Annotated in this window: 18 protein-coding genes and 1 tRNA gene; 14 read left to right on the top strand and 5 right to left on the bottom strand. The window is 65.2% G+C overall.

From position 1 onward, the window contains the following. Positions 1-208 precede the first annotated feature (208 nt). Positions 209-967, bottom strand: a complete 759-nt coding sequence (locus DPV74_RS09845; RefSeq protein WP_027791073.1) for a TIGR00730 family Rossman fold protein — start codon at positions 965-967, stop codon at positions 209-211. Between the two features lies 1 nt (position 968). Here DPV74_RS09845 and polA point away from each other — a divergent pair, with 1 nt between their 5' ends. From polA to DPV74_RS09860, 3 genes are all read left to right on the top strand, one after another. After that, positions 969-3,722, top strand: a complete 2,754-nt coding sequence (gene polA / locus DPV74_RS09850; RefSeq protein WP_027791074.1) for a DNA polymerase I — start codon at positions 969-971, stop codon at positions 3,720-3,722. Positions 3,723-3,993: 271 nt separating this feature from the next. After that, positions 3,994-5,328, top strand: a complete 1,335-nt coding sequence (locus DPV74_RS09855; protein ID WP_042975832.1) for an NAD(P)/FAD-dependent oxidoreductase — start codon at positions 3,994-3,996, stop codon at positions 5,326-5,328. 412 nt (positions 5,329-5,740) lie between these two features. Next, positions 5,741-6,616 carry a dienelactone hydrolase family protein gene (locus DPV74_RS09860; protein ID WP_021160848.1) on the top strand — a complete coding sequence of 292 codons (876 nt, stop codon included), beginning with the start codon at positions 5,741-5,743 and terminating at the stop codon, positions 6,614-6,616. A 43-nt stretch (positions 6,617-6,659) separates the two neighbouring features. Here the strand turns inward: DPV74_RS09860 and DPV74_RS09865 are convergent, their stop codons facing one another. Together DPV74_RS09865 and DPV74_RS09870 are read right to left on the bottom strand one after the other, a co-directional pair. Beyond that, a complete protein-coding gene (locus DPV74_RS09865; protein WP_119337072.1) occupies positions 6,660-7,529 on the bottom strand; it encodes a sulfurtransferase in 870 nt (289 codons plus the stop codon). Positions 7,530-7,646: 117 nt separating this feature from the next. Continuing rightward, on the bottom strand, positions 7,647-8,753 hold the full coding sequence (locus tag DPV74_RS09870; RefSeq protein WP_027791078.1) for an aromatic ring-hydroxylating dioxygenase subunit alpha: 1,107 nt from the start codon (positions 8,751-8,753) through the stop codon (positions 7,647-7,649). Between the two features lie 271 nt (positions 8,754-9,024). Between DPV74_RS09870 and DPV74_RS09875 the strand changes: the two genes are divergently transcribed. The 4 genes from DPV74_RS09875 to folE2 all read left to right on the top strand — a co-directional run bounded on the left by DPV74_RS09875 (position 9,025) and on the right by folE2 (position 13,149). Further along, positions 9,025-9,318, top strand: coding sequence for an exodeoxyribonuclease VII small subunit (locus DPV74_RS09875; protein ID WP_027791079.1), 294 nt, complete (start codon positions 9,025-9,027; stop codon positions 9,316-9,318). Next, positions 9,315-10,199 carry a polyprenyl synthetase family protein gene (locus tag DPV74_RS09880; RefSeq protein WP_027791080.1) on the top strand — a complete coding sequence of 295 codons (885 nt, stop codon included), beginning with the start codon at positions 9,315-9,317 and terminating at the stop codon, positions 10,197-10,199. Before DPV74_RS09875 ends, DPV74_RS09880 begins: the two co-directional genes overlap by 4 nt. 81 nt (positions 10,200-10,280) lie before the next feature. Beyond that, positions 10,281-12,185, top strand: coding sequence for a 1-deoxy-D-xylulose-5-phosphate synthase (gene dxs / locus DPV74_RS09885; RefSeq protein ID WP_021160852.1), 1,905 nt, complete (start codon positions 10,281-10,283; stop codon positions 12,183-12,185). Between the two features lie 154 nt (positions 12,186-12,339). Next, entirely contained in the window at positions 12,340-13,149 is an 810-nt protein-coding gene (folE2, locus tag DPV74_RS09890) for a GTP cyclohydrolase FolE2 (RefSeq protein ID WP_021160853.1), read from the top strand. A 91-nt stretch (positions 13,150-13,240) separates the two neighbouring features. Here folE2 and tsaD read toward each other — a convergent pair whose 3' ends face one another. After that, entirely contained in the window at positions 13,241-14,281 is a 1,041-nt protein-coding gene (tsaD, locus tag DPV74_RS09895; protein ID WP_027791081.1) for a tRNA (adenosine(37)-N6)-threonylcarbamoyltransferase complex transferase subunit TsaD, read from the bottom strand. 130 nt (positions 14,282-14,411) lie between these two features. On the opposite strand from tsaD, the gene DPV74_RS09900 reads away from it, so the two are divergent. The 7 genes from DPV74_RS09900 to DPV74_RS09930 all read left to right on the top strand — a co-directional run bounded on the left by DPV74_RS09900 (position 14,412) and on the right by DPV74_RS09930 (position 23,075). Continuing rightward, a complete protein-coding gene (locus tag DPV74_RS09900; protein WP_027791082.1) occupies positions 14,412-15,632 on the top strand; it encodes an NAD(P)/FAD-dependent oxidoreductase in 1,221 nt (406 codons plus the stop codon). 106 nt (positions 15,633-15,738) lie between these two features. After that, positions 15,739-15,951, top strand: a complete 213-nt coding sequence (gene rpsU, locus DPV74_RS09905) for a 30S ribosomal protein S21 (RefSeq protein WP_006479415.1) — start codon at positions 15,739-15,741, stop codon at positions 15,949-15,951. 210 nt (positions 15,952-16,161) lie between these two features. Next, on the top strand, positions 16,162-16,608 hold the full coding sequence (locus DPV74_RS09910) for a GatB/YqeY domain-containing protein (RefSeq protein ID WP_021160855.1): 447 nt from the start codon (positions 16,162-16,164) through the stop codon (positions 16,606-16,608). A gap of 70 nt (positions 16,609-16,678) precedes the next feature. Continuing rightward, a complete protein-coding gene (dnaG, locus tag DPV74_RS09915) occupies positions 16,679-18,556 on the top strand; it encodes a DNA primase (protein WP_059694334.1) in 1,878 nt (625 codons plus the stop codon). A gap of 88 nt (positions 18,557-18,644) precedes the next feature. Continuing rightward, complete coding sequence (rpoD, locus tag DPV74_RS09920; protein WP_081064669.1) at positions 18,645-21,068, top strand: RNA polymerase sigma factor RpoD; 2,424 nt, start codon at positions 18,645-18,647, stop codon at positions 21,066-21,068. A gap of 129 nt (positions 21,069-21,197) precedes the next feature. Continuing rightward, positions 21,198-21,273: transfer RNA gene (locus DPV74_RS09925), tRNA-Ile, on the top strand. 251 nt (positions 21,274-21,524) lie between these two features. Next, positions 21,525-23,075, top strand: coding sequence for a phospholipase D family protein (locus DPV74_RS09930; RefSeq protein WP_060314241.1), 1,551 nt, complete (start codon positions 21,525-21,527; stop codon positions 23,073-23,075). 22 nt (positions 23,076-23,097) lie between these two features. Here DPV74_RS09930 and DPV74_RS09935 read toward each other — a convergent pair whose 3' ends face one another. Then, a complete protein-coding gene (locus DPV74_RS09935; RefSeq protein ID WP_119337073.1) occupies positions 23,098-24,564 on the bottom strand; it encodes a PLP-dependent aminotransferase family protein in 1,467 nt (488 codons plus the stop codon). Positions 24,565-24,613 lie beyond the last annotated feature (49 nt).

Genomic DNA, 24,613 nt, shown 5'->3' on the forward strand with positions numbered 1-24,613 from the left:
GTCATTTGACAATGGCGGCCCGCGTTTGCGGATGATTGCGCGCGTCGCACGGCACCGGCCTTGCGAATTTGACATTCGACGGCGTATGGCACGCCAGGCGCGATTAATGGCGCGTTACAAACTGACACACGGCAGGTGGCGGGATCGCCACGCCTGCCGCGCAGAAAGCGGGAAGCCGGCCCTCGGGCCGGCGGTCTTCATCGACCGGTTACAGGTAGAACATCCGGTCTTCTTCGGGGCGCGGCGGATGGCCATCGTCGTCCGAACCTTCTTCCTCGCCGCTGTCCTCGTAGAACGCGAGCACGGCGTCGAGTACCTGGTCGGGATCGTCGATCACCTGCATCAGGTTCATGTCTTCCGGATTGATGAGGCCCATCGGGATCAACTGGTCGCGGAACCATTGCAGCAGCCCCTTCCAGAACTCGCTGCCGACGAGGATGATCGGCACGAGGCGCGACTTCTTCGTCTGGATCAGCGTGAGCACTTCCGACAGCTCGTCGAGCGTGCCGAAGCCGCCCGGCATCACGATCACCGCATCCGAATTCTTCACGAACGTGACCTTGCGCGTGAAGAAGTGGCGGAAGCGCAGCGAGATGTCCTGGTAGTGGTTGCCGGCCTGTTCGTGCGGCAGCTCGATGTTCAGGCCGACCGACGGCGCCTTGCCGGCGTGCGCGCCCTTGTTCGCGGCTTCCATGATGCCGGGGCCGCCGCCGGAGATCACGGCGAAGCCGGCGTCGGACAGCTTGCGTGCGATCTGCACGGCGAGCTTGTAGTGCGGCGTGTCGGGCTTGAGGCGGGCAGAACCGTAGATGCTGACGGCCGGGCGGATCTCCGACAGGTACTCGGTCGCCTCGATAAACTCTGCCATAATCGTGAACATCTGCCACGATGCGCGCGCCTTCTTGGCCGTCGCGCGTTCTTGATCTGCGAGCGAACGCAGACTCGGAATCACTTTTCTCTTGTTCATAATGCCTGAAGAACGAAATCTGGAAGGTAAGACCCTGCTATTGGTTGACGGTTCGAGCTATCTGTATCGGGCTTACCATGCGATGCCTGATTTGCGTGGCCCTGGCGGGGAGCCGACCGGAGCGCTCTACGGAATCATCAACATGCTGCGCCGTATGCGCAAGGAAGTCAGTGCAGAGTATAGCGCTTGCGTGTTCGATGCAAAGGGCAAGACGTTCCGTGACGACCTTTATGCCGACTATAAGGCAAACCGTCCGTCGATGCCGCCCGATCTTGCGTTGCAGGTCGAGCCGATCCACGGCGCCGTGCGTGCGCTCGGCTGGCCGCTGCTGATGGTCGAAGGCGTCGAGGCCGACGACGTGATCGGCACGCTCGCGCGCGAAGCCGAGCGGCACGGGATGAACGTGATCGTGTCGACGGGCGACAAGGATCTCGCACAGCTCGTGACCGACCGCGTCACGCTCGTCAACACGATGACCAACGAGACGCTCGATCGCGACGGCGTGATCGCGAAGTTCGGCGTGCCGCCCGAGCGCATCATCGATTACCTCGCGCTGATCGGCGACACCGTCGACAACGTGCCGGGCGTCGAGAAGTGCGGGCCGAAGACGGCCGTGAAATGGCTGGCCCAATACGACAGCCTCGACGGCGTGATCGAGCATGCGGGCGACATCAAGGGCGTGGTCGGCGACAACCTGCGCCGCGCGCTCGACTTCCTGCCGCTCGGCCGTAAGCTCGTGACCGTCGAGACGGCCTGCGATCTCGCGCCGCACCTCGAATCGATCGAGGCGTCATTGAAGACGGACGGCGAAGCCCGCGACATGATGCGCGACATCTTCGCGCGTTACGGCTTCAAGACCTGGCTGCGCGAAGTCGACAGCGCGCCGGCCGAAGGCGGCGGCGCCGATGCGCCGGAAGGCGAGCCGGCGCCGGTGGTGGCAGCCGACATCGTCCGCGAATACGACACGATCCAGACCTGGGAGCAGTTCGACGCGTGGTTCGCCAAGATCGACACGGCCGCGCTGACCGCGTTCGACACCGAGACGACTTCGCTCGACCCGATGCTCGCCCGGCTCGTCGGCCTGTCGTTCTCGATCGAGCCGGGCAAGGCGGCATACCTGCCGGTTGCGCACCGCGGCCCCGACATGCCCGAACAGCTTCCGCTCGACGAAGTGCTCGCGCGCCTGAAGCCGTGGCTCGAATCGGCCGATCGCAAGAAGGTCGGCCAGCACCTGAAATACGACGCGCAGGTGCTCGCGAACTACGACATCGAACTGAACGGCATCGAGCACGACACGCTGCTCGAATCGTACGTCGTCGAATCGCACCGCACGCACGACATGGACAGCCTCGCGCTGCGTCATCTGGGCGTCAAGACGATCAAGTACGAAGACGTGGCCGGCAAGGGCGCGAAGCAGATCGGTTTCGACGAAGTGGCGCTTGCGGAGGCCGCCGCATACGCGGCCGAAGATGCGGACATCACGCTGCAGCTGCATCACGTGCTGTATCCGCAGGTTGCACGCGAACCGGGCCTGGAGCGCGTGTATCGCGAGATCGAAATGCCCGTGTCGCTCGTGCTGCGCAAGATGGAACGCACGGGCGTCCTGATCGACGATGCGCGCCTGCAGGCGCAGAGCACCGAAATCGCGACGCGCCTGATCGAGCTCGAAGGGCAGGCGTACGAACTGGCCGGCGGCGAATTCAATCTCGGCTCGCCGAAACAGATCGGGCAGATTTTCTTCGAGAAGCTGCAACTGCCGGTCGTGAAAAAGACGCCGAGCGGCGCGCCGTCGACCGACGAGGAAGTGCTGCAGAAACTGGCCGAGGACTACCCGCTGCCGAAGCTGCTGCTTGAGCATCGCGGGCTGTCGAAGCTGAAGTCGACCTATACCGACAAGCTGCCGCGCATGGTGAACCCGTCCACGGGCCGCGTGCACACGAACTACGCGCAGGCCGTCGCGGTCACGGGCCGTCTTGCGTCGAACGACCCCAATCTTCAGAACATTCCGGTGCGCACGGCCGAGGGCCGGCGGATCCGCGAGGCGTTCATCGCCTCGCCGGGCCACCGGATCGTGTCGGCCGATTATTCGCAGATCGAACTGCGGATCATGGCGCATATCTCGGGCGATGCGTCGCTGCTGCGCGCGTTCTCGCAGGGCGAGGACATTCACCGTGCAACGGCCGCCGAGGTGTTCGGCGTGACGCCGCTGGAGGTCAATTCCGACCAGCGCCGGATCGCGAAGGTGATCAACTTCGGGCTCATCTACGGGATGAGCGCGTTCGGGCTCGCGTCGAACCTCGGCATTACGCGCGATGCGGCGAAGCTCTACATCGACCGGTATTTCGCCCGTTATCCGGGCGTCGCGCAGTACATGGAAGACACGCGCTCGGTGGCGAAGGAGAAGGGCTACGTCGAAACCGTTTTCGGTCGCCGCCTGTGGCTGCCCGAGATCAACGGCGGCAACGGGCCGCGCCGCCAGGCAGCCGAGCGCGCGGCGATCAATGCGCCGATGCAGGGCACGGCGGCCGACCTGATCAAGCTGTCGATGATCGCGGTTGACGACTGGCTCACGCGCGACAAGCTTGCGTCGCGGATGATCATGCAGGTGCACGATGAACTGGTGCTCGAGGTACCCGACGGCGAGCTGTCGCTGGTGCGCGAGAAACTGCCGGAAATGATGTGCGGCGTGGCGAAGCTCAAGGTGCCGCTCGTCGCCGAAGTGGGTGCCGGCGCGAACTGGGAAGAGGCACACTGACGCACCGCCACGCGGTTCCCGATTCCTGCGGCATATTGTTGCAGGGATGCTGAATATCGAGATGGTTTGCTTGTGGTCAACGCGCAAGCTCCCGGACAATGCATGTCATGGACACGGGGGCTTGCGCGCCCCGCGTTCCCGGGGCGGTCGCATCGAAGTGCTTCGAACTGCACATCGATGATGTCCGAACCGGTTAATCCAACGGGTGGCGCGAATGCATCGCGTTCGCACTGTCCGGCGGCAGCAGTTTCGAATCGCAAAGGGGGAACAGATGCATCGGATCATCATCGTAGGCGGAGGCGCGGGCGGCCTGGAACTGGCGACGCGGCTCGGCGACCGTTACGGCGCGCGCGGCAATCGTCCCGCGCGTGCGCTTGTCACGCTCGTCGACCGCAATCCGACCCACATCTGGAAACCGCTGCTGCATGAGGTCGCGGCCGGCAGCATGGATCCGTTCACGCAGGAGCTCGAATATGCGGCGCAGGCGCGCTGGCATGGCTTCGAATTCCAGCAGGGCGAACTGACCGGGCTCGACCGCGCGGCGAAACGCTTGACGCTGTCACCCATCAACGACAGCGACGGCGAGGAACTGCTGCCGGCGCGCGAGCTGGAATACGACACGCTCGTGATCGCGATCGGCAGCACGACCCACTTCTTCGGCGTGCAGGGCGCATCGGAAAACGCGATCGCGCTCGATACGGTCGGCGAGGCCGAGCGTTTCCGCAAGCGGCTGATCGCCGCGTGCATGCGTGCGGAACATCAGGCGCCGGCGCCGACCGCGCCGGGCGAGGCGGCCGAGCCGCGCATCCAGGTCGTGATCGTCGGTGGCGGCGCGACGGGCGTCGAGTTGTCCGCCGAGTTGCGCAACACCGCGCAGGTGTTGTCGGCCTACGGGCTGCACAAGCTCGACCCGCGGCACGACGTCGGCATCGTGCTGATCGAATCGGGGCCGCGAATTCTCCCGGCGTTGCCGGAGCGCGTGTCGTCGGCGACGGCCGAACTGCTCGAAAAGATCGGCGTGCGGCTGATGCTTGCCGAGCGCGTGACCGAGGTGGCGCCCGGGGCCGTCCATACGGCGAGCGGCAAGACGGTGCGTGCCGACCTGACGGTCTGGGCCGCAGGCATTAAGGCGCCGTCCGTGCTCGCCAATCTCGATGGCCTCCAGGTCAACAAGCTCGGCCAGCTTGACGTGCGCCGCACGCTGCAGACCTTTACCGACGACAACGTGTTCGCGCTCGGCGATTGTGCGGCATGCGCATGGCCCGGCAACGAGCGCAACGTGCCGCCGCGCGCGCAGGCTGCGCACCAGCAGGCGAGCTTCCTGCTGAAGGCAATCGGCTGTCGGCTCGACGGGCGCCCGCTGCCCGAATTCACCTATCGCGACCTGGGCTCGCTCGTGTCGCTCGGCCATTTCAGCGCGGTCGGCAACCTGATGGGCGGGCTGATCGGCGGCAACATGCTGATCGAAGGGCTGTTCGCGCGCTTCATGTACATGTCGCTGTACCGGATGCACATCGCCGCGCTGCACGGCTATCCGCGCATGATGCTCGACACGGTTGCGCACTGGCTGCGGCGCACGACGCTGCCGCGCGTCAAGTTGCACTGAGCGCGCGTTCGCGCGGGAAGCGGGCGGGGAGCGCACGTCGTGCGTAGTCCCTGCCCGTCGTTCTTTGCGGGCGGCCGTGCCGGCGTGTGACGGGCAACATCGATCGCGTGTTTTTCGTTTCAATTCGCCAGCATCCGATCGCTCGACGGCGATCGACATGCGGCTTGTTGCATCGCGATTCGATGGGGCGCCTGCGGTTTTTGCGCGGCGATCGGCGTGTCGAAGCAACACGCCGTAATCGAGTCTTACATATCCGACAGTTGACGTGACAACGGATTATTGGGCATCTTGTCCGGGTTTCCGTTTGCGGCGGGGTGCCAACCGCCGCGACATCCGCGCCGCATACCGGCGCGATGCCACGTCATGCCGTATCCGCGATCGTGACGGCGGCGCCCAATCGAGGAGTGCATTCATGTTGAAACCCGAAGTCGACAGCCTGGTTCCCCACGTTCCGTTCTCGCGCCGCAAGTTCATGCAGGCCGCGCTGGGCGGTGCCTTCGCAGCGGCGGTGCTGCCCGTGTCGGCGCAGACGGTCACGACCGACAGCGAAGGGCTGGACGTCGACACCGTCGAGATCCGCTCGGGAGACGCGAGCGTGCCCGCGTATCGCGCGCAGCCGAAGGACAAGACGAACCTGCCGGTCGTCATCGTGATTCACGAGATCTTCGGCGTGCACGCGCACATCGCCGACGTCTGCCGCCGCTTCGCGAAGCTCGGTTATCTCGCCATCGCGCCCGACCTGTTCGTACGGCAGGGCAATGCGGCGAAGTATCCGACGATCAAGGATCTGTCCGAGCACATCATCAGCAAGGTGCCTGACCGGCAGGTGACCGAGGATCTCGATGCGACCGTCGCGTGGGCCGGCAAGAACGGCGGCGACCTGTCGCGTCTCGGCGTGGTCGGGTTCTGCTGGGGCGGCCGTCAGAGCTGGCTGTATGCCGAGCACAACCCGCACGTGCGTGCGGCCGTTGCATGGTACGGGTTCGTCGAAGGCAAGACCGACGAGATGACGCCGTTCAACCCGGTCGATCATGCATCGTTGCTGAAGGTGCCCGTGCTCGGGCTCTACGGCGAGAAGGACGCGAACATCACGCAGGCATCGCTCGCCGACATGCGCAAGGCGATCCAGGCGAGCGATTCGAAGCTCGCGCGCGAATCGGAGATCGTCGTGTATCCGGATGCCGGCCACGCGTTCTTTGCCGATTACCGGCCGAGCTATGTGAAGGCCGATGCGGAGGAGAGCTGGAAGCGCGCGATCGCGTGGTTCCACAAGTACGGCGTGATGTAAACGGCAAGCGGCGGCACATGCCGCCGCTGCGTTGCGACCGCGCTTACGGTGTCGGGCCGGTTGCGATCGGTCGCGACGGATCGGCGCTCCATTCGCTCCATGAGCCTGGATACAGCGACGCGCCGTGCAGGCCCGCCACCTCCAGTGCAAGCGCATTGTGGCAGGCGGTGACGCCGGAGCCGCATTGCAGGATCACGCGGTTCGGCTCGGTGCCCGCCAGCACCGCGGAAAACGCTTCGCGCAGTTCATGGCCGGTCTTGAAGCGGCCGTCCGCGGCGAGGTTGTCCTTGAAGAAGCGGTTGCGCGCACCGGGGATGTGGCCGCCCACACGATCGATCGTTTCGTTTTCGCCGCGGTAGCGGTCGGGTGCGCGTGCATCGATCACGACGCGCGTGGGTGTGCTCACGTTGGCGAGCACGGCTGCCGCGTCGACCGTCGATTCGAGCGGCGCAGCCGCGCGGAAATCGCCGGCGGCCGGGTGCGGCACGTCGGTCGCCAGAGGCTGGCCGGCTGCTTCCCAGGCCTGCAGGCCGCCGTCGAGCACGGCGACCGAATCGTGGCCGAGCCAGCGCAGCAGCCACCGCAGGCGAGCCGCATAGGCGCCGCCCTGTGCGTCGTACGCGACGACTTGCTGGCCCTGCTTGAGGCCTCGGCTCGCGAGCAGCGTGGCGAGTGCGTCGCGGGTCGGCAGCGGATGGCGGCCGTTGGTGCCCGTCTTGCGGCCGGACAGGTCGCGGTCGAGATGAAGATACTGTGCGCCTGGGATATGACCGGCCGCATACGCGGCTTCGCCGGCGGCGGGATCGACGAGATCGAAGCGACAATCGAACAGTGCGACGCTGCCGGGCGCCGCCGCCAGGCGCTCGGCGAGATTGGCGGCGGAAATGAGTGTGGTGTAGTGGGTGTGTGGCATGACGGCTCCCTGGAGTGCGAATGGCCTGACATTCCAAGTCTAAACAAAAAAAGACGGGCCGAAGCCCGTCTTTTCGTCTGCCGGATGCCGTGCGGCGTCAAAGCGCCGCACCGGCTTTCAGATGTCGCCGAGGTGGCGGCGCAGGAACTCGTGGAAGTGCTGCATGCCGTCTTCCATCGGGCTCTGGTACGGGCCGACCTGCGACTCGCCGCGTGCCATCAGCGCACGGCGACCTGCGTCCATCCGCATCGCGATTTCGTCGTCCTCGACGGCCGTTTCCATATAGGCGGCGCGTTCCGCCTCGACGAATTCGCGTTCGAACAGCGCGATTTCCTCGGGGTAATAGAACTCGACGATGTTGGTCGTCTTTTGCGGGCCGCGCGGGATCAGCCACGACACGACGAGCACGTGCGGATACCACTCGATCATCAGGCCCGGATAGTAGACCATCCAGATCGCGCCGAACTCCGGCGGCACGCCGTTGCGGAACTTGAGCACCTGCTCGTGCCATTTCTGGTAAGTCGCGCTGCCCGGTTTCGCGAGGGCGTTGTGCACGCCGACCGTCTGCACGCTGTACCAGTCGCCGAACTCCCACTTGAGGTCGTCGCACGACACGAAGCTGCCGAGGCCCGGATGGAACGGGACGACATGGTAATCCTCGAGGTAGACCTCGATGAACGTCTTCCAGTTGTAATCGCACTCGTGCACTTCGACGTGATCGAAGTGGTATTCGGAGAAGTCGAAGTGATGCTTCGTGCCGAGATGGGCGAGATCGCGCGCGACGTTCCGGCCTTCGGCTTCGAACAGCAGCCCCTGCCAGTTCTGCAGCGGGCTCTTGCCGAGGTTCAGGCACGGCTTGTCGGGGAAGTGCGGCGCGCCGAGCAACTGGCCGTCCAGGTCGTACGTCCAGCGGTGCAGCGGGCACACGATGTTCTGCGTGTGGCCGCGCCCGTTGAGCATGATCGCCTGCCGGTGACGGCAGACGTTCGACAGCAGTTCGATCTGGTTCGCGGGGTTGCGGACCAGCACGCGACCTTCCTTCTCGGACGGCAGCGCAAAATAATCCCCCGCCTCGGGCACCATCAACTCGTGCCCGACGTAACGAGGTCCTTTCTTGAAGAGGGTTTCGATCTCGCGCTCGAGTAGCGCCTCATCGAAGTATGCAGTGACTGGAAGCTGGCTGTGGGCCGACTTCAACTGAAGCGCATCGCTCAGATTGGACATTCCCACTCCCGGTGTTAGCGTGAAAGCAGTGAACAACCCAACCATCGAAAAATCGATTTAGGGAAACGCGGAATTATACCCGGTTCGCCTCGCAAGGCCAGGATTAAGTGCCTGATTTGTGTCAATTTTTTGTCGGGCGGGAATCGGAAGGCGCACAATGTGCGTCGAAGGTGGGGCCGGAATATGTAGCCGGGTGCCCAAGACGGCAGGTCGGAAAATTCTCTTTTGCCGTAGAATGTCCGACTTGTTTTGAAATTTGACACCCTCGTCCATGGCGAAAACCGCATCCCCAGGCGCCACGCCGCCCGGCAATGGCACCGAACCGTTGCCGGACAATTACGAGACGGCGCTCGCGGAGCTCGAGACGCTGGTTGCCCGGATGGAAGGCGGCGCGTTGAGCCTCGAGGATTCGCTGACGGCGTATCGCCGCGGTGCGACCCTCGTTGCGTTTTGCCAACAGCAGCTTGAGAAAGTGGAACAGCAGGTTCGCGTGCTCGACGGCGCGACGCTGAAGCCGCTTTCGTCCGGAACGGCCGCCACGGACGGCGAAGACGACGATCTATGACATTCGAACAATGGATGCGGTCCGTGCTTGACCGTGTCGAGGACGCACTCGGCCACTATTTGCCCGCTGAAACCGCGGTGCCGGCGAAACTCCACGAGGCGATGCGCTACGCGGTCCTCGGCGGCGGCAAACGCGTTCGCCCGCTGCTGTGCCATGCAGCAGGCGAACTGACCGGCGCGACGGAAGCGGCGCGCAATGCGGCGGCGGCGGCACTGGAGATGATCCATGTCTACTCGCTCGTGCACGATGACATGCCGTGCATGGACGACGACGCACTGCGTCGCGGCAAGCCGACCGTGCACGTGCAGTACGACGAGCCGACGGCACTGCTGGTCGGCGACGCGCTGCAGTCGCAGGCGTTCGTTGCGCTGACCGACGCCGCTGCGCTGTCGCCGGTGCAGCAGGCCGCGCTCGTGCGCGAGCTGGCGCTGGCGAGCGGCTCGATCGGCATGGCTGGCGGGCAGGCGATCGACCTGGCGAGCGTCGGCCTCAAGCTGACGCGCGAGCAGCTCGAGACGATGCACCGGATGAAGACGGGCGCACTGTTGCGCGCGGCCGTGCGGATGGGCGCGCTGGCCGGCGAGACGCCGTCGGCGGAAACGATGGCGGCGCTCGATGTGTACGCAGGGGCCGTGGGTCTGGCCTTCCAGGTCGTCGACGACATTCTCGACGTCACGACCGATTCGGCGACGCTCGGCAAGACGGCCGGCAAGGATGCGGCGAACGACAAGCCGACCTATGTATCGATCCTCGGCCTCGAGGCGTCGCGCGAGCTCGCAGCACAACTGCGCGCCGAAGCGCACGACGCGCTGAAACCGTTCGGCGCACGCGCTCAGCGTCTCGCCGAACTTGCCGACCTGGTAGTGAACCGGGTCAGCTGACGCGAAAGCCCGCCGCCGCGCACATGCTACGGTGCGTGCAACAGAATGCGGGCGCGTTTGATTTCCTACAATGGAACGACGATGTACGACTTGCTGAAAACCATCGACGACCCGGCGGACTTGCGCCGCCTCGATCGTCGCCAACTTCAACCGCTCGCGGATGAACTGCGCGCGTTCGTGCTCGACAGTGTGTCGAAGACGGGCGGCCATTTGTCGTCCAATCTCGGGACGGTCGAGCTGACGATCGCGTTGCACTACGTGTTCAACACGCCGAACGATCGCATCGTCTGGGACGTGGGGCACCAGACCTACCCGCACAAGATCCTGACGGGGCGTCGCGACCAGATGCATTCGCTGCGTCAGCAGGACGGCATCTCGGGTTTCCCGCGCCGTTCGGAGTCGGAATACGACACGTTCGGCACCGCGCACTCGAGCACGTCGATCTCGGCCGCGCTCGGCATGGCGATCGGCAGCCAGCTGAACGGCGACGACCGCTTCTCGATCGCCGTGATCGGCGACGGCGCGATGACGGCCGGCATGGCGTTCGAGGCGATGAACAACGCGGGCGTGTCGGAAGACGCGAAGGTGCTCGTGATCCTCAACGACAACGACATGTCGATCTCGCCGCCGGTCGGTGCGCTGAATCGCCATCTCGCACGCCTGATGTCGGGCCGTTTCTATGCGGCTGCGCGCGCGGGCGTCGAGCGCGTGCTGAGCGTTGCACCGCCGGTGCTCGAACTCGCACGCAAGCTCGAGGAGCACGCGAAGGGCATGGTCGTGCCGGCCACGCTGTTCGAAGAGTTCGGCTTCAACTACATCGGCCCGATCGACGGTCACGATCTCGATTCGCTGATCCCGACGCTGCAGAACATCCGCGAACTGCGCGGCCCGCAGTTCCTGCACGTGGTGACGAAGAAAGGCCAGGGCTACAAGCTCGCCGAAGCCGATCCCGTGCTCTACCACGGCCCGGGCAAGTTCAATCCGGCCGAAGGCATCAAGCCGTCCGCCACGCCCGCGAAGAAGACGTACACGCAAGTGTTCGGCGAGTGGCTGTGCGATGAAGCCGAGCGCGACACGCGCGTGGTCGGCATCACGCCGGCGATGCGCGAAGGCTCGGGCATGGTCGAATTCGAGAAGCGCTTCAAGGATCGCTACTACGACGTCGGCATCGCCGAGCAGCACGCGGTGACGTTCGCGGGCGGCCTCGCGACCGAGGGGCTCAAGCCGGTCGTCGCGATCTACTCGACGTTCCTGCAACGTGCGTACGATCAGCTGATCCACGACGTCGCGCTGCAGAACCTGCCGGTCGTGTTCGCGATCGACCGCGCGGGCCTCGTCGGCGCGGACGGCGCGACGCATGCGGGCGCGTACGATCTCGCGTTCATGCGCTGCATTCCGAACATGACGATCATGGCCGCATCCGACGAGAACGAATGCCGCCAGATGCTGCACACGGCGCTGCAACAGCCGAACCCGACCGCGGTGCGTTATCCGCGCGGCGCGGGTACGGGCGTGGCGACGGTGAAGGAGTTCACCGAGATCCCGCTCGGCAAGGGTGAAGTGCGTCGCCACACGTCGCAGCCGGAAGGCAAGCGCGTCGCGATCCTCGCGTTCGGCACGATGGTCGCACCGTCGCTTGCCGCCGCCGAGGAACTCGATGCAACCGTCGCGAACATGCGTTTCGTGAAGCCGGTCGACGCGGCGCTCGTGCGTGAACTTGCCGAGACGCACGACTACCTCGTCACGGTCGAGGAAGGTTGCGTGATGGGCGGCGCGGGCTCGGCCTGCGTGGAAGCCCTGATGGAGAGTGGGGTTATCCGACCCGTACTACAATTGGGCCTCCCTGACCTGTTCATCGATCACGGCGACCCCGCGAAGCTGCTGTCGCAATGCGGCCTCGACGGCGCGGGTATCGCGAAATCGATTCGCGAACGCTTTCTGAATCCGGCGGCCGATGTCGCCGGTCAGGCGAAGCGCGTCGCATAAGCTGGCGCCGCCCGCGGGCGGTGCCCGTGCGACTGGCGCGACCGGTCTTCATTGATGCGGAAAACATGGGCCTGCGGGCCCATGTTGCTTTTCCGGCTGCCGCATGACGCGGCGTGCGCGTCATCGAACGCGCGGCTTACAAGGATTGAACAAGATGAACCAGATGAATCCCGCCTTCGTGATGCCCGACGTGCAGAGCACGGTGGATACCCGCCAGATTCCGATTCAGCGCGTGGGCGTGAAGGCGGTCCGGCATCCGTTGACGGTGTGTACCGAAGGCGGCGACGTGCAGCCGACCGTCGGCGTCTGGAATCTCGACGTCCGCCTGCCGGCCGACCAGAAGGGTACGCACATGTCGCGCTTCGTCGCGCTGCTCGAAGAGAACCGTGCGCCGCTGACGGTCGAGCGTTTTCGCGCGATGCTCGCGTCGATGCTCGAGAAGCTGGAAGCCGAGGCGGGCCGCATCGAGGTCACGTTCCCGTACTTCGTGAACAAGACGGCGCCGGTGTCGGGTGTGCAGAGCCTGCTCGACTATGAAGTGACGCTCGCGGGCGAAAGCCGCAACGGCGACACGCGCCTGTTCCTCAAGGTGCTCGTGCCGGTGACGAGCCTGTGCCCGTGCTCGAAGAAGATCTCGCAATACGGCGCGCACAACCAGCGCTCGCACGTGACGATCGACGCGGAACTCGCGGCCGACCTGCCGGTCGAGGCGCTGATCCGCATCGCGGAGGAAGAGGCGTCGTGCGAGCTGTGGGGCCTGTTGAAGCGTCCGGACGAGAAGTTCGTCACCGAGCGCGCATACGAGAACCCGAAGTTCGTCGAGGATCTCGTGCGCGACGTCGCGCAGCGTCTCGACGCGGACGAGCGCGTGGTCGCGTATGTGCTCGAAGCCGAGAACTTCGAGTCGATCCACAATCACAGCGCGTATGCATTGATCGAACGCGACAAGCGGCAGGCTGCATAACGCTGCGTCGTTTTGCCGCGCCGATGAAAAAGGCCGCTCGTATGAGCGGCCTTTTCGTTTGTCGGTGTGGCGTTGTGTCGCGGGGCGTCGCTCAGCGTGCGAGCGACGCGAGATCCCAGCGCGGCTTCACCGTGAAGGCGTAGTCGGCATTCGCCTGCTCGGGCCAGCGGCCGAGCCGCAAGGCGCCCGCGAGCGCGATCATTGCGCCGTTGTCGGTGCAGAGCGCGAGGTCGGGGTAATGCACGTCGAAGCCGCGCTTGGTCGCGGCGGCCGACAGCGCGGCGCGCAACTGGCGGTTCGCGCCGACGCCGCCCGCGACCACGAGGCGCTTGAGCTTCGTCTTCTTCAGCGCGGCGAGCGACTTCGCGACGAGCACGTCGACGGCCGCGTCGACGAAGCCGCGCGCGAGGTCGGCCTTCGCGCGTTCGAGCGCTTCGCCCTCCAGCTTCGCCGCTTCGAATTTCTTCATCTGTGTGAGCACGGCCGTCTTCAGGCCGCTGAAGCTGAAGTCGAGATCGCCCGAATGCAGCATCGGGCGTGGCAGCACGACCGCACCCGGCGTGCCGGTTTCGGCGAGCTTCGAGACTTCCGGGCCGCCCGGGTAGCCGAGGCCGATCAGCTTGGCCGTCTTGTCGAATGCTTCGCCGGCCGCGTCGTCGAGCGTTTCGCCGAGCGTCTCGTACACGCCGACGTCGGTCACGCGCATCAGTTGCGTGTGGCCGCCGGACACCAGCAGTGCGACGAACGGGAACGGCGGCGGCTCGTCGACGAGCAGCGGCGACAGCAGGTGGCCTTCGAGGTGATGGATGCCGACGGTCGGCTTGTTCCAGGCAAGCGCGAGCGCATTCGCGATGCTCGCGCCGACCAGCAGCGCGCCGGCGAGGCCGGGGCCCTGGGTGAACGCGATCGCGTCGATGTCGTCGCGGCGCGTGCCGCTTTGCGCCATCACTTCCTCGAGTAGCGGCAGCGCACGGCGGATGTGGTCGCGTGACGCGAGTTCGGGCACGACGCCGCCGTACTCGCGGTGCATCGCGATCTGCGAATGGAGCGCGTGCGCGAGCAGGCCGCGCTGCGTGTCGTAGAGCGCGAGGCCGGTTTCGTCACAGGAGCTTTCGATGCCGAGAACGAGCATGGGTGCGGGCAGGGCGCGCCGTATCGAGCGCACCGCGGGAAGGTCAACGTAACCGGAAATTATAGCAGGCGGGGGCAGGTCGCCGCCGCAGGCAGCCCGGGCCGGAGGCCGGGCGGGTACAATCCGCGCCATGGAAACCTATGACATCGCCGTGATCGGCGCGGGCGCCGCCGGGATGATGAGCGCCGCGGTTGCCGGGCAGCTCGGCCGCCGCGTCGTGCTGATCGACCACGCGCCGCGGCTCGCCGAGAAGATCCGCATCTCGGGCGGCGGCCGCTGCAACTTCACGAATCTTTACGCAGGCCCCGACAACTATTTGTCGGCGAATCCGCATTTCGCGCGCTCGGCGCTGGCGCGCTATACGCCGCGCGACTTCCTCGGGCTGCTCAAGCGCCATCATGTGACCTGGCACGAAAAGCACAAGGGCCAGCTCTTTTGCGACCACGGCAGCGACGCGATCATCGACGTGCTGAAGCACGAGTGCGACGCGGGCGGCATCGCGTGGCGCAGGCCAGTCGTCGTCGACGCGGTGCGCCACGCGCCGGCCGACGGCTTCGCGCTCGACACGCAGCAGGCGGGGACGATCGGCGCGCGTGCACTGATCATCGCGACCGGCGGCCTGTCGATTCCGAAAATCGGCGCGACCGACTTCGGTTACCGGCTCGCCAAGCAGTTCGGCCACAAGCTGATCGACACGCGGCCCGCGCTCGTGCCGCTGACGTTCGCGCAGCAGGACTGGGAGCCGTTCGCGGCGTTGTCCGGTGTATCGCTCGAAGTGCGCGTATCGACCGGCGACAAGAAGCGCGGCGGAGAATTCGTCGAGGACCTGTTGCTGACCCATCGCGGCCTGTCCGGGCCAGGGATCCTGCAGATTTCGAGTTACTGGCAGCCGGGCGACCCGATCCGCGTCGACCTGTTGCCGCAACGCGATACGGTAGCCGACCTGCTCGACGCGAAGCGCACGTCGAAGCGCCAGATCGGTTCGCTGCTCGCGGACTGGGTGCCGTCGCGCCTCGCGCATGCGTGGCTCGACACGCATCGCGTTGCGGCCGACGCGCGGCTCGCGGACCTGCCCGACAAGACACTGCGCCAGATCGGCGACGCGCTGTCCGGCTGGACGCTGACGCCGAACGGCACCGAGGGCTACAAGAAAGCCGAAGTGACGAAGGGCGGGGTCGATACGCGCGACCTGTCGTCGGCGACGATGATGAGCACGCGTGTGCCGGGGCTGTTCTTCGTCGGCGAGGCGGTGGACGTGACGGGCTGGCTCGGCGGTTACAACTTCCAGTGGGCGTGGGCGTCCGGCACGGCAGCCGGGCAGGCTGCCGCGGAGTATTCGCGTGGCGCCTGACATGCCGGGCCGACGCCGTTTTGGCGGGACCAGGCCCCGTGCCTTTGGGCAATCGCTCTGCTATACTCGGTAGTCTTTCCCTGCAAACCTTTATTCGTGTCGGATCATGACGATCATTCGCGTTAAAGAGAACGAGCCGTTCGAAGTTGCAATGCGTCGCTTCAAGCGCACGATCGAGAAGAACGGGCTGTTGACCGAACTTCGCGCGCGCGAGTTTTACGAGAAGCCGACCGCGGAGCGCAAACGCAAGAAGGCGGCAGCGGTGAAGCGTCATTACAAGCGTATCCGCAGCCAGACGCTGCCGAAGAAGCTGTACTGAACGATTGGGCGCCGCGCGGTTCGCTGAGCGGCGCACCGGCGACTCCGCGCGATCGGGCGATCGCGGAAGATCGAGCATGATCGTGCGACCGATCAGGCGAGCCGCCGATGCCGGATTCGAGCAACCCGCTTGAGACACAGTCTCAAGCGGGTTTTTGTGTTGACGCCCGTATGGCGGGCGTCGGATTCACGTTTCCTTCCCGGGTGAAAGATGAGTTTGAAAGAGCAGATCAGCGAAGACATGAAGGCCGCGATGCGCGCGAAGGAAAGCGAGCGCCTGGCAACGATTCGCTTGCTGATGGCCGCGATCAAGCAGCGCGAAGTCGACGATCAGATCACCCTCGACGACGCGGGCATCACGGCCGTGATCGACAAGATGATCAAGCAGCGCAAGGATTCGATCAGCCAGTTCCAGGCCGCCGGCCGTGACGACCTCGTCGCGAAGGAGCAGGCGGAACTGGTCGTGCTGAGCGGCTACATGCCCGAGCAGCTGTCGGAGGCCGAGGTGGCCGCCGAAGTCCAGGCCGCGGTCGCGCAGACGGGCGCCGCGGGCCCGCAGGACATGGGCAAGGTGATGGGCGTCCTGAAGGGCAAGCTCGCCGGCCGTGCCGACATGACGGCCATTTCCGCACTGGTCAAGGCCGCGCTCTCGAAGTAACACCCGTTTCCTCGGCGCGCGCGGTGCGTGCGCCGGGGTGTCGTATTGTCTTTTTTCGCTCGATCCCACGGTGATTCCGCATTCGTTCCTGCAGGATTTGCTGAACCGCGTCGATATCGTCGACGTGGTGGGCCGGTACGTGCAGCTCAAGAAGGGCGGCGCCAACTTCATGGGGCTGTGCCCGTTCCATAACGAGAAAAGCCCGTCGTTTACGGTCAGCCCGACCAAGCAGTTCTATCACTGCTTCGGCTGCGGTGCCCACGGCACGGCGATCGGCTTCCTGATGGAACACGCGGGGCTCACGTTCCCGGAAGCCGTGCAGGAACTCGCGCAGTCGGTCGGCCTGACCGTGCCGCACGAGCCGTCGATGCGTGGCGGCGGTGGGGGGGGAGGCGGTGGCGGCGACTATCCGGCGCCGGTGTCGAAATCGGTTGCGACCGCGCTGTCCGATGCAATGACCGCCGCGTGCGACTACTACCGCAAGCAGTTGCGTGGCGCGACCGTCGCGATCCAGTACCTGAAAAACCGGGGCCTGACCGGCGAGATCGCCGCGCGCTTCGGGCTCGGCTATGCGCCGGACGGCTGGCAGAACCTCGAGGCTGCATTCCCCGACTATCGTGACGAGTCGCTCGTCGAGTCGGGGCTCGTGATCGTCAGCGAGAAGACCGATGCGCAGGGCGTCGCGCGCCGCTACGACCGGTTCCGCGAGCGGATCATGTTCCCGATCCGCAATGTGAAGGGGCAGGTGATCGGCTTCGGCGGCCGCGTGCTCGGCAGCGGCGAGCCGAAGTACCTGAACTCGCCTGAAACCCCGTTGTTCAACAAAGGGAGCGAGTTGTACGGCCTGTTCGAGGCGCGGCTCGCGATTCGCGAGCGCAAGTACGTGCTGGTCGTCGAAGGCTACATGGACGTCGTCGCGCTCGCGCAGCTCGGGTTCCCGAACGCGGTCGCGACACTCGGCACAGCGTGTACGCCGATTCACGTGCAGAAGCTGCTGCGCCAGACCGATACGGTCATTTTCAGTTTCGACGGCGATTCGGCAGGACGGCGGGCGGCCCGGCGCGCGCTCGAGGCATGCCTGCCGCATGCCGGCGACAACCGGACGATCCGGTTCCTATTTTTGCCGGCCGAGCACGATCCGGACAGCTACGTGCGCGAATTCGGCGCGGATGCGTTCTCCGAACAGGTTGAGCGCGCGATGCCGCTGTCGCAATTTCTGCTGAACGAAGCAATTGCCGGCAAGGCGCTCGATCAGCCGGAAGGCCGTGCGAAGGCGCTTTTCGATGCGAAGCCGATGCTGCAGGCGCTGCCCGCGAACGCGTTGCGCGCGCAGATCATGCACATGTTCGCCGACCGCCTCGATATCCCGTTCGAGGAGGTTGCGGGGCTGTCCGATGTCGATACGCGGATCGCGGCACCGCCGCGCCAGGCGCCTGCACGCAGCGAGCGGCGCCGCGTGACGGACAGCGAAAAGCGTGCGTTGCGCACGCTGGTGATGCATCCGCGCATCGCGTCGCAGCTCGACGATGAACAGCTTGCGACCCTGCGGGCGTTGCCGCGCATCGGCGAACTGTTCGCGGAGGTCGTCGATCATGCCCGCGCGCTGGGCGACGGCGCGGAGTTCCGGCTGCTTTCCGATGTCCTGCGGACGTCCTCGAATGGAGCGACTTACGAGGAAATCTTCCGCGAAATTCTGGACTATGATGAAAACGTCCGCGATTTGCTGTTACAGAATCCGGAAGACGAGACGGTGCCCGAGCGGCAGCGTGAGCAGGAACGGATCGCGGGGGAGGAGTTGCAGGCCGCGGTGCTCAAGATGCGTTACGACGCTTGTTGCGACCGGCTTGACAGGCTGGCGCGGCAATCCACCTTCACACCCGAGGAATTGGCCGAATTGACGGAATTGAACCAGCAGCGAACCGACATGAAGCGTCGGCTCGGGCTGTAGGCGGCCGGGGAGCTTAGAGAGGGTTCCCCAGCGTGCTATAATATAAGGTTTCCAGCGGTTTGTTTTCTAAGCAGAGGCGAGAATCGCGATGGCAAAGACGACAGGCGGAAAGAAAGCAACAGGCAAGGGCTCGACGGAGCCGACCAAGAAGGTCACAGCGGCCAAGTCTGCTTCTTCCACCAGGACAACGTCTTCAGCCACGTCAGCCCCAGCAGGAAAAAAAACCGCGGCCGGCACTGCTCAGGCTGCGCCGGCGCCGGCAGCCAGAACACGGGCTGCCGCCAGACCCGACTCCGGGCCGGCCAAGCCGGCGGCGAAGCGGGCAAGTGCGAAAAGCGCAAGGGACACGACTGCCGCTGCGGACGAAACGGCAGTACGTACTACTCATGCACCCACGGTTCAACCGGCTGTCGTCCAGCAGCCGCGAGTCGATATAGCCGGTACGGCGAACTCCATGACCAAAAAGCTGAACGAAGTATCCGTCGAAGACGACGCAAATCAGAGCGACGAGCAGCCCGCAGCAGCAGCAGCGGCTGCACCGGGCAAATCCAAGGTGCGCGACCGTCGCGCCAAGGAAAAGGCGCTGCTGAAGGAAGCGTTCGCGACGAGCACGCCGGGTACGGCCGAGGAGCTCGAAGAGCGCCGCGTGAAGCTGCGCGCGCTGATCAAGCTCGGCAAGGAGCGCGGCTTCCTCACGTACGCCGAAATCAACGACCACCTGCCGGACAACTTCACCGAGACCGAAGCCCTCGAAGGCATCATCGGCACGTTCAACGACATGGGCGTGGCGGTCTACGAGCAGGCGCCGGACGCGGAAACGCTGCTCCTGAACGACAACGCGCCCGCCGCGTCGTCGGACGATGAAGTCGAAGAGGAAGCGGAAGTCGCGCTGTCCACCGTCGATTCGGAATTCGGCCGCACGACCGATCCGGTCCGGATGTACATGCGCGAAATGGGCACGGTCGAGCTGCTTACGCGCGAAGGCGAAATCGAGATCGCGAAGCGGATCGAGGACGGCCTGCGCCACATGGTGATGGCCATCTCCGCGTGCCCGACGACGATCGCCGACATCCTCGCGATGGCCGAACGCGTCGCGAACGAAGAGATCCGCGTCGACGAGCTCGTCGACGGCCTGCTCGATCCGAATGCTTCGGACTCCGCCGATACCGACGGCTTCTCCGCGAAGGAAGCGGAAGCCATCGAGAACGAGGACGAGGAAGCCGAAGAGGAAGAGGAAGAAGAGGAAGAGGAGGAAGACGACGGTGCCGCACAGGCATCGGCCAACGCCGCCCAGCTCGAAGCCCTCAAGCGTGCGTCGCTCGAGAAGTTCTCGCAGATCAGCGAGTGGTTCGACAAGATGCGCCGCGCGTTCGAAAAGGAAGGCTACAAGTCGAAGGCCTACCTGAAGGCGCAGGAAACGATCCAGACCGAACTGATGACGATCCGCTTCACCGCGCGTACCGTTGAACGCCTGTGCGACACGCTGCGTGCGCAGGTGGACGAAGTGCGTCAGGTCGAACGCCAGATCCTGCACATCGTCGTCGACAAGTGCGGCATGCCGCGTTCGGAATTCATCGCGCGCTTCCCGGGCAGCGAAACCGACCTCGACTGGGCCGAGAAGATCATGGCCGAAGGCCATTCGTACAGCGCGGTGCTGTCGCGTAACGTTCCGGCGATCCGCGAACAGCAGCAGCGCCTGCTCGACCTGCAGGCGCGTGTCGTGCTGCCGCTGAAGGACCTGAAGGAAACCAACCGCCAGATGGCGGCCGGCGAACTGAAGGCGCGCCAGGCGAAGCGTGAAATGACCGAGGCCAACCTGCGTCTCGTGATCTCGATCGCGAAGAAGTACACGAACCGCGGCCTGCAGTTCCTCGACCTGATCCAGGAAGGCAACATCGGCCTGATGAAGGCGGTGGACAAGTTCGAATACCGTCGCGGCTACAAGTTCTCGACCTATGCGACGTGGTGGATCCGCCAGGCCATCACGCGCTCGATCGCGGACCAGGCGCGCACGATCCGTATTCCGGTTCACATGATCGAGACGATCAACAAGATGAACCGCATCTCGCGGCAGATCCTGCAGGAAACCGGTCTCGAGCCGGATCCGGCAACGCTCGCCGAGAAGATGGAGATGCCGGAAGACAAGATCCGCAAGATCATGAAGATCGCGAAGGAGCCGATCTCGATGGAAACGCCGATCGGTGACGACGACGATTCCCATCTCGGCGACTTCATCGAGGACACCAACACGGTCGCGCCGGCGGATGCCGCGCTGCATGCGAGCATGCGCGACGTCGTGAAGGACGTGCTCGATTCGCTGACGCCGCGCGAGGCGAAGGTGCTGCGGATGCGCTTCGGTATCGAGATGAGCACCGATCACACGCTCGAGGAAGTCGGCAAGCAGTTCGACGTCACGCGTGAACGGATCCGTCAGATCGAGGCCAAGGCGCTGCGCAAGCTGCGTCACCCGAGCCGTTCCGACAAGCTGAAGTCGTTCCTCGAAGGGAACTGATTGCCAGCGTCTCTCCTGCGAACGCCGCCGGTATCCGCGTGATGCCGGTGGCGTTTGTCTCCTTTGTTGTTACAATGCCGGCCCGGCTTCTTTGCCGGGGCAGCGTGTGACACGCTTCGATTCTTTTCAGGGCTTGTAGCTCAGCGGTTAGAGCAGTCGACTCATAATCGATTGGTCGCGGGTTCGAACCCCGCCGGGCCCACCAGATTTCATGCGCGCTCGCGCCGCATGCCGAAAACCCGCGATGGCTTCATGCATCGCGGGTTTTTCTTTGTATGGACGCGTGCCGCGATCAGGAAAGTACCGAGAGGGTGCCGCGCCGCTGTCAATCGAAGTATGCTGTAGCGCGGCCGTTCCACACGCGACACCAGGTACGGCCGAACGAATACCAGGCAGCCCCGCGATCCATCCGGCGGCGAGAACAAACAGACTTCGGCCGGGAGCGGGACGGCAATCATGACCATGCTGCGTTCGTGGGGTGCGATTCTTTCGTTGCTGGCGCTCGTCGCATGCGCGAGCCTGCCGCCGCAGGCCGATCGCGCGCCGACGCACGCGTACACCGATACGGACAACACGCGGCTGGGCGTAGCGTTCCGGCAGCAAGCCAGCGCCCATCCCGGGCAGGACGCGTTTCACCTGCTGACCGATCCGGTCGACGCGCTGGATGCGCGTGTGTTGCTTGCCGATCGCGCGGACCGGTCGCTCGACCTTCAGTACTACATCTGGCACGACGACCTGACCGGGCACGAACTGGCCGATGCGATCATTCGCGCGGCGGATCGCGGCGTCCGCGTCCGTGCGCTGCTCGACGATCTCGGCACGAACGCGGACGACCGCAAGCTGCTCGAGATCAGTTCGCACCCGAACATCGAGATCCGGCTGTTCAATCCGGTCGCCACGCGGCGGTTCAAGAAGATCGGCACGGTGTTCGAGTTCGCGCGCGTCAACCGGCGCATGCACAACAAGGCGATGATCGCGGACAACCAGGCGGCGATCATCGGCGGCCGCAATATCGGCGACGAGTATTTCGGCGCATCGTCGATGCTGGAGTTCGGCGATCTCGATGTCGTCGTCCACGGCCCGGTCGTGAAGGACATCTCGACCGAATTCGACACGTTCTGGAATTCCCCGTACGCGTATCCGATCAGCGCGCTGGTCGGGCACGAGGCGGCACCGGGCGGGCTGGACCGCGAGCGTGAACGGTTGCGCGACTACCTGAGGGCCATGGAGGACAATCCGTACGTGCTCGAGGCCAGGCAGCGACTCGACCGGATCGTTCACGGGCAGGGCACGGAACTGTCGTGGGGCCGCGCAACGGTGCTGTACGACGATCCGTCGAAGATCGCGCACGCGCCGAAGGACAGCGACGGGCATTTGATGCCGCAATTGCGGGCGCTCGCGTTGCAGCCCGAACATGACCTGCTGATCGTGTCGCCGTATTTCGTGCCGGGCAAGGAAGTCGTCGAGCGGCTGCGCGCGCTCACGGCGCGCGGCGTGCGCGTCACGGTGCTGACCAACTCGCTCGCGTCGACCGACGTGGCGGCCGTGCATGCGGGCTACCGGCATTACCGGAGCGATCTCGTGGCAGCCGGCGTGCGGCTTTACGAACGGCGGCCGTCGGGCGACAAGAGCATCTCGAAGCAGGTCATCATCGGATCGTCACGTGCGTCGCTGCATGCGAAGACCTACGTGTTCGACCACAAGAGCATTTTCATCGGATCGATGAATCTCGATCCACGTTCGCTGAACCTCAATACGGAGATCGGCGTTTACTGCGAGAGCCCGGCGATTGCGTCGCAGGTGGCGAACGATCTGGAAGCGCGGCTCGATCTAATCGCGTGGCGCGTCGAGCCGAGGACCGATGCGGCGGGCAAGGGGCAGCTCAAGTGGATTCAGACCGATTCGAACGGGAAGGTCACCGAGCTCGATCACGAACCGGAAGTGTCGGCCGGGCGTCGGATGGAAGTCTGGTTTCTCGGGCTGTTTCCGCTGGAGTCGCAACTGTAGGCGACGATGCCGCGTGTGACGCTCAGCCGCGCGTGCGGCCCTGCGCGTCGATGACCGCAGCGAGCTGCATCGTCGCGGTCTCGATCGTCGCATCGCTCAGCCCGGAGTATCCCAGCACGAAGCCGTTGTACGGCCGGCCGTCGCCGACCCGGTAGCTGCTCAGCGGCTGAAGCAGCAGGCCACGCGCGGCTGCGGCGCGGGCGACGTCGGTATCGCGCAGCGGGAGCGCGAGGTCCGCCGACAGATGCATGCCGCCCGGGCTTTCCCGAACGCTCAGCGCTGTGCCGAGGTGGCGGGCGAGTGCCGTTTCCAGGTTGTTCCGCCGCTCGGCATACAGCGTCCTCATCCTGCGCAGGTGCCGTGCAAAGAGGCCGGTGTCGATGAACTCGGCCATCGCGAGTTGATCGGCCGAGTGGCCGCGATGAACGAGTTCGCGCAGCGTTCGGGTGAAGCGTTCGACCAGAACCGGCGGAACCACCATGAAGCCGAGCCGAAGGGCGGGAAACATCGTCTTGCTGAAGGTGCCGAGATAGCAGACCGGTGCGTCGGCATGCAGGCCCTGGATCGCGGGCAGCGGCTCGCCGTCGTGGCGGAACTCGCTGTCGTAGTCGTCCTCGATGATCCACGCGCCGCACGCACGTGCGTGCTCGACGAGCGCCGCTCGTCGCCGGGGGCTCATCAGCGCGCCGAGCGGGTATTGATGCGATGGCGTCGTATAGATCAGCCGGGGCGGCCGGGTGCGCCACTGTTCGTCGGTGGGCGCCATTCCTTCGCGGTCGACCTCGATCGGCACGATATCGAGGCCGGTCGAGCGGAATGCGGTATGGGCGCCGTTGTAGCAGGGGTTCTCGAGCCAGCCGGGTTCGCCGGGATTCGCCAGCATGCGCGCGCACAGTTCGAGGCTGCCTTGCGTGCCGTCGGTGATGAATACCTGGCCTGTTTCGCAGCGCACGCCTCGCGAGACGCGGATGTAGGCCGCCACGGCACGCCGCAATTCGGGCAGCCCTTCGACCGGACCGTATGCGAGCTGCGCGGGCTTGATGATTTTCCATGCGCGCTCGATGCAACGGCGCCATTGGGCAACCGGGAATTCATCGAGCGACGGAAGACCGGGGACGAACGGCAGCATGCGTTCGGGTTCGGGATCGGCGTTCTCCAGCCCGTGCACGCGCTCGGACAAGCGAACCGTGGCCGGCCCGCTCTCGAGCCCGGTGCTCGAACGGCCGCATCCGTCCCAGCGCGTGATCGTACCGTTGCGCGTGGCCGCCACGAAGCCTTCCTCGGCAAGTCGCTCGTACGCATAGACGGCCGAATTGCGCGCGATGCCCAATTCCGCCGCGAGCACGCGGGTCGACACGAGCCGTGTGCCGGACGGGATGTGCCCGTCCAGCAGCATGTTGCGCAGGCTCCGGTAGAGGGCTTCCTGCTGGCTGTGGCGCGTCGTGCCCTCCTGTCTGGAAAGCGATGAGAGGAGCAGCGCGAGATCCATGGGCTGGTTCCAGAATTTTTCGGTGAGCTGGTTCTTTTGAAGATTCGGC

This window comes from Burkholderia sp. HAN2018 (genome assembly GCF_024704855.1).
Classification (GTDB): domain Bacteria; phylum Pseudomonadota; class Gammaproteobacteria; order Burkholderiales; family Burkholderiaceae; genus Burkholderia; species Burkholderia cepacia.

Coding starts and splice junctions, on each gene's coding strand:
- dxs (WP_021160852.1), top strand. CDS start 10,281: ATGTACGACTTGCTGAAAACCATCGACGACCCGGCGGACTTGCGCCGC.
- rpoD (WP_081064669.1), top strand. CDS start 18,645: ATGGCAAAGACGACAGGCGGAAAGAAAGCAACAGGCAAGGGCTCGACG.
- DPV74_RS09880 (WP_027791080.1), top strand. CDS start 9,315: ATGACATTCGAACAATGGATGCGGTCCGTGCTTGACCGTGTCGAGGAC.
- rpsU (WP_006479415.1), top strand. CDS start 15,739: ATGACGATCATTCGCGTTAAAGAGAACGAGCCGTTCGAAGTTGCAATG.
- DPV74_RS09875 (WP_027791079.1), top strand. CDS start 9,025: ATGGCGAAAACCGCATCCCCAGGCGCCACGCCGCCCGGCAATGGCACC.
- DPV74_RS09930 (WP_060314241.1), top strand. CDS start 21,525: ATGACCATGCTGCGTTCGTGGGGTGCGATTCTTTCGTTGCTGGCGCTC.
- DPV74_RS09865 (WP_119337072.1), bottom strand. CDS start 7,529: ATGCCACACACCCACTACACCACACTCATTTCCGCCGCCAATCTCGCC.
- DPV74_RS09935 (WP_119337073.1), bottom strand. CDS start 24,564: ATGGATCTCGCGCTGCTCCTCTCATCGCTTTCCAGACAGGAGGGCACG.
- DPV74_RS09855 (WP_042975832.1), top strand. CDS start 3,994: ATGCATCGGATCATCATCGTAGGCGGAGGCGCGGGCGGCCTGGAACTG.
- DPV74_RS09860 (WP_021160848.1), top strand. CDS start 5,741: ATGTTGAAACCCGAAGTCGACAGCCTGGTTCCCCACGTTCCGTTCTCG.
- tsaD (WP_027791081.1), bottom strand. CDS start 14,281: ATGCTCGTTCTCGGCATCGAAAGCTCCTGTGACGAAACCGGCCTCGCG.
- DPV74_RS09845 (WP_027791073.1), bottom strand. CDS start 967: ATGAACAAGAGAAAAGTGATTCCGAGTCTGCGTTCGCTCGCAGATCAA.
- polA (WP_027791074.1), top strand. CDS start 969: ATGCCTGAAGAACGAAATCTGGAAGGTAAGACCCTGCTATTGGTTGAC.
- DPV74_RS09900 (WP_027791082.1), top strand. CDS start 14,412: ATGGAAACCTATGACATCGCCGTGATCGGCGCGGGCGCCGCCGGGATG.
- DPV74_RS09910 (WP_021160855.1), top strand. CDS start 16,162: ATGAGTTTGAAAGAGCAGATCAGCGAAGACATGAAGGCCGCGATGCGC.
- DPV74_RS09870 (WP_027791078.1), bottom strand. CDS start 8,753: ATGTCCAATCTGAGCGATGCGCTTCAGTTGAAGTCGGCCCACAGCCAG.
- folE2 (WP_021160853.1), top strand. CDS start 12,340: ATGAACCAGATGAATCCCGCCTTCGTGATGCCCGACGTGCAGAGCACG.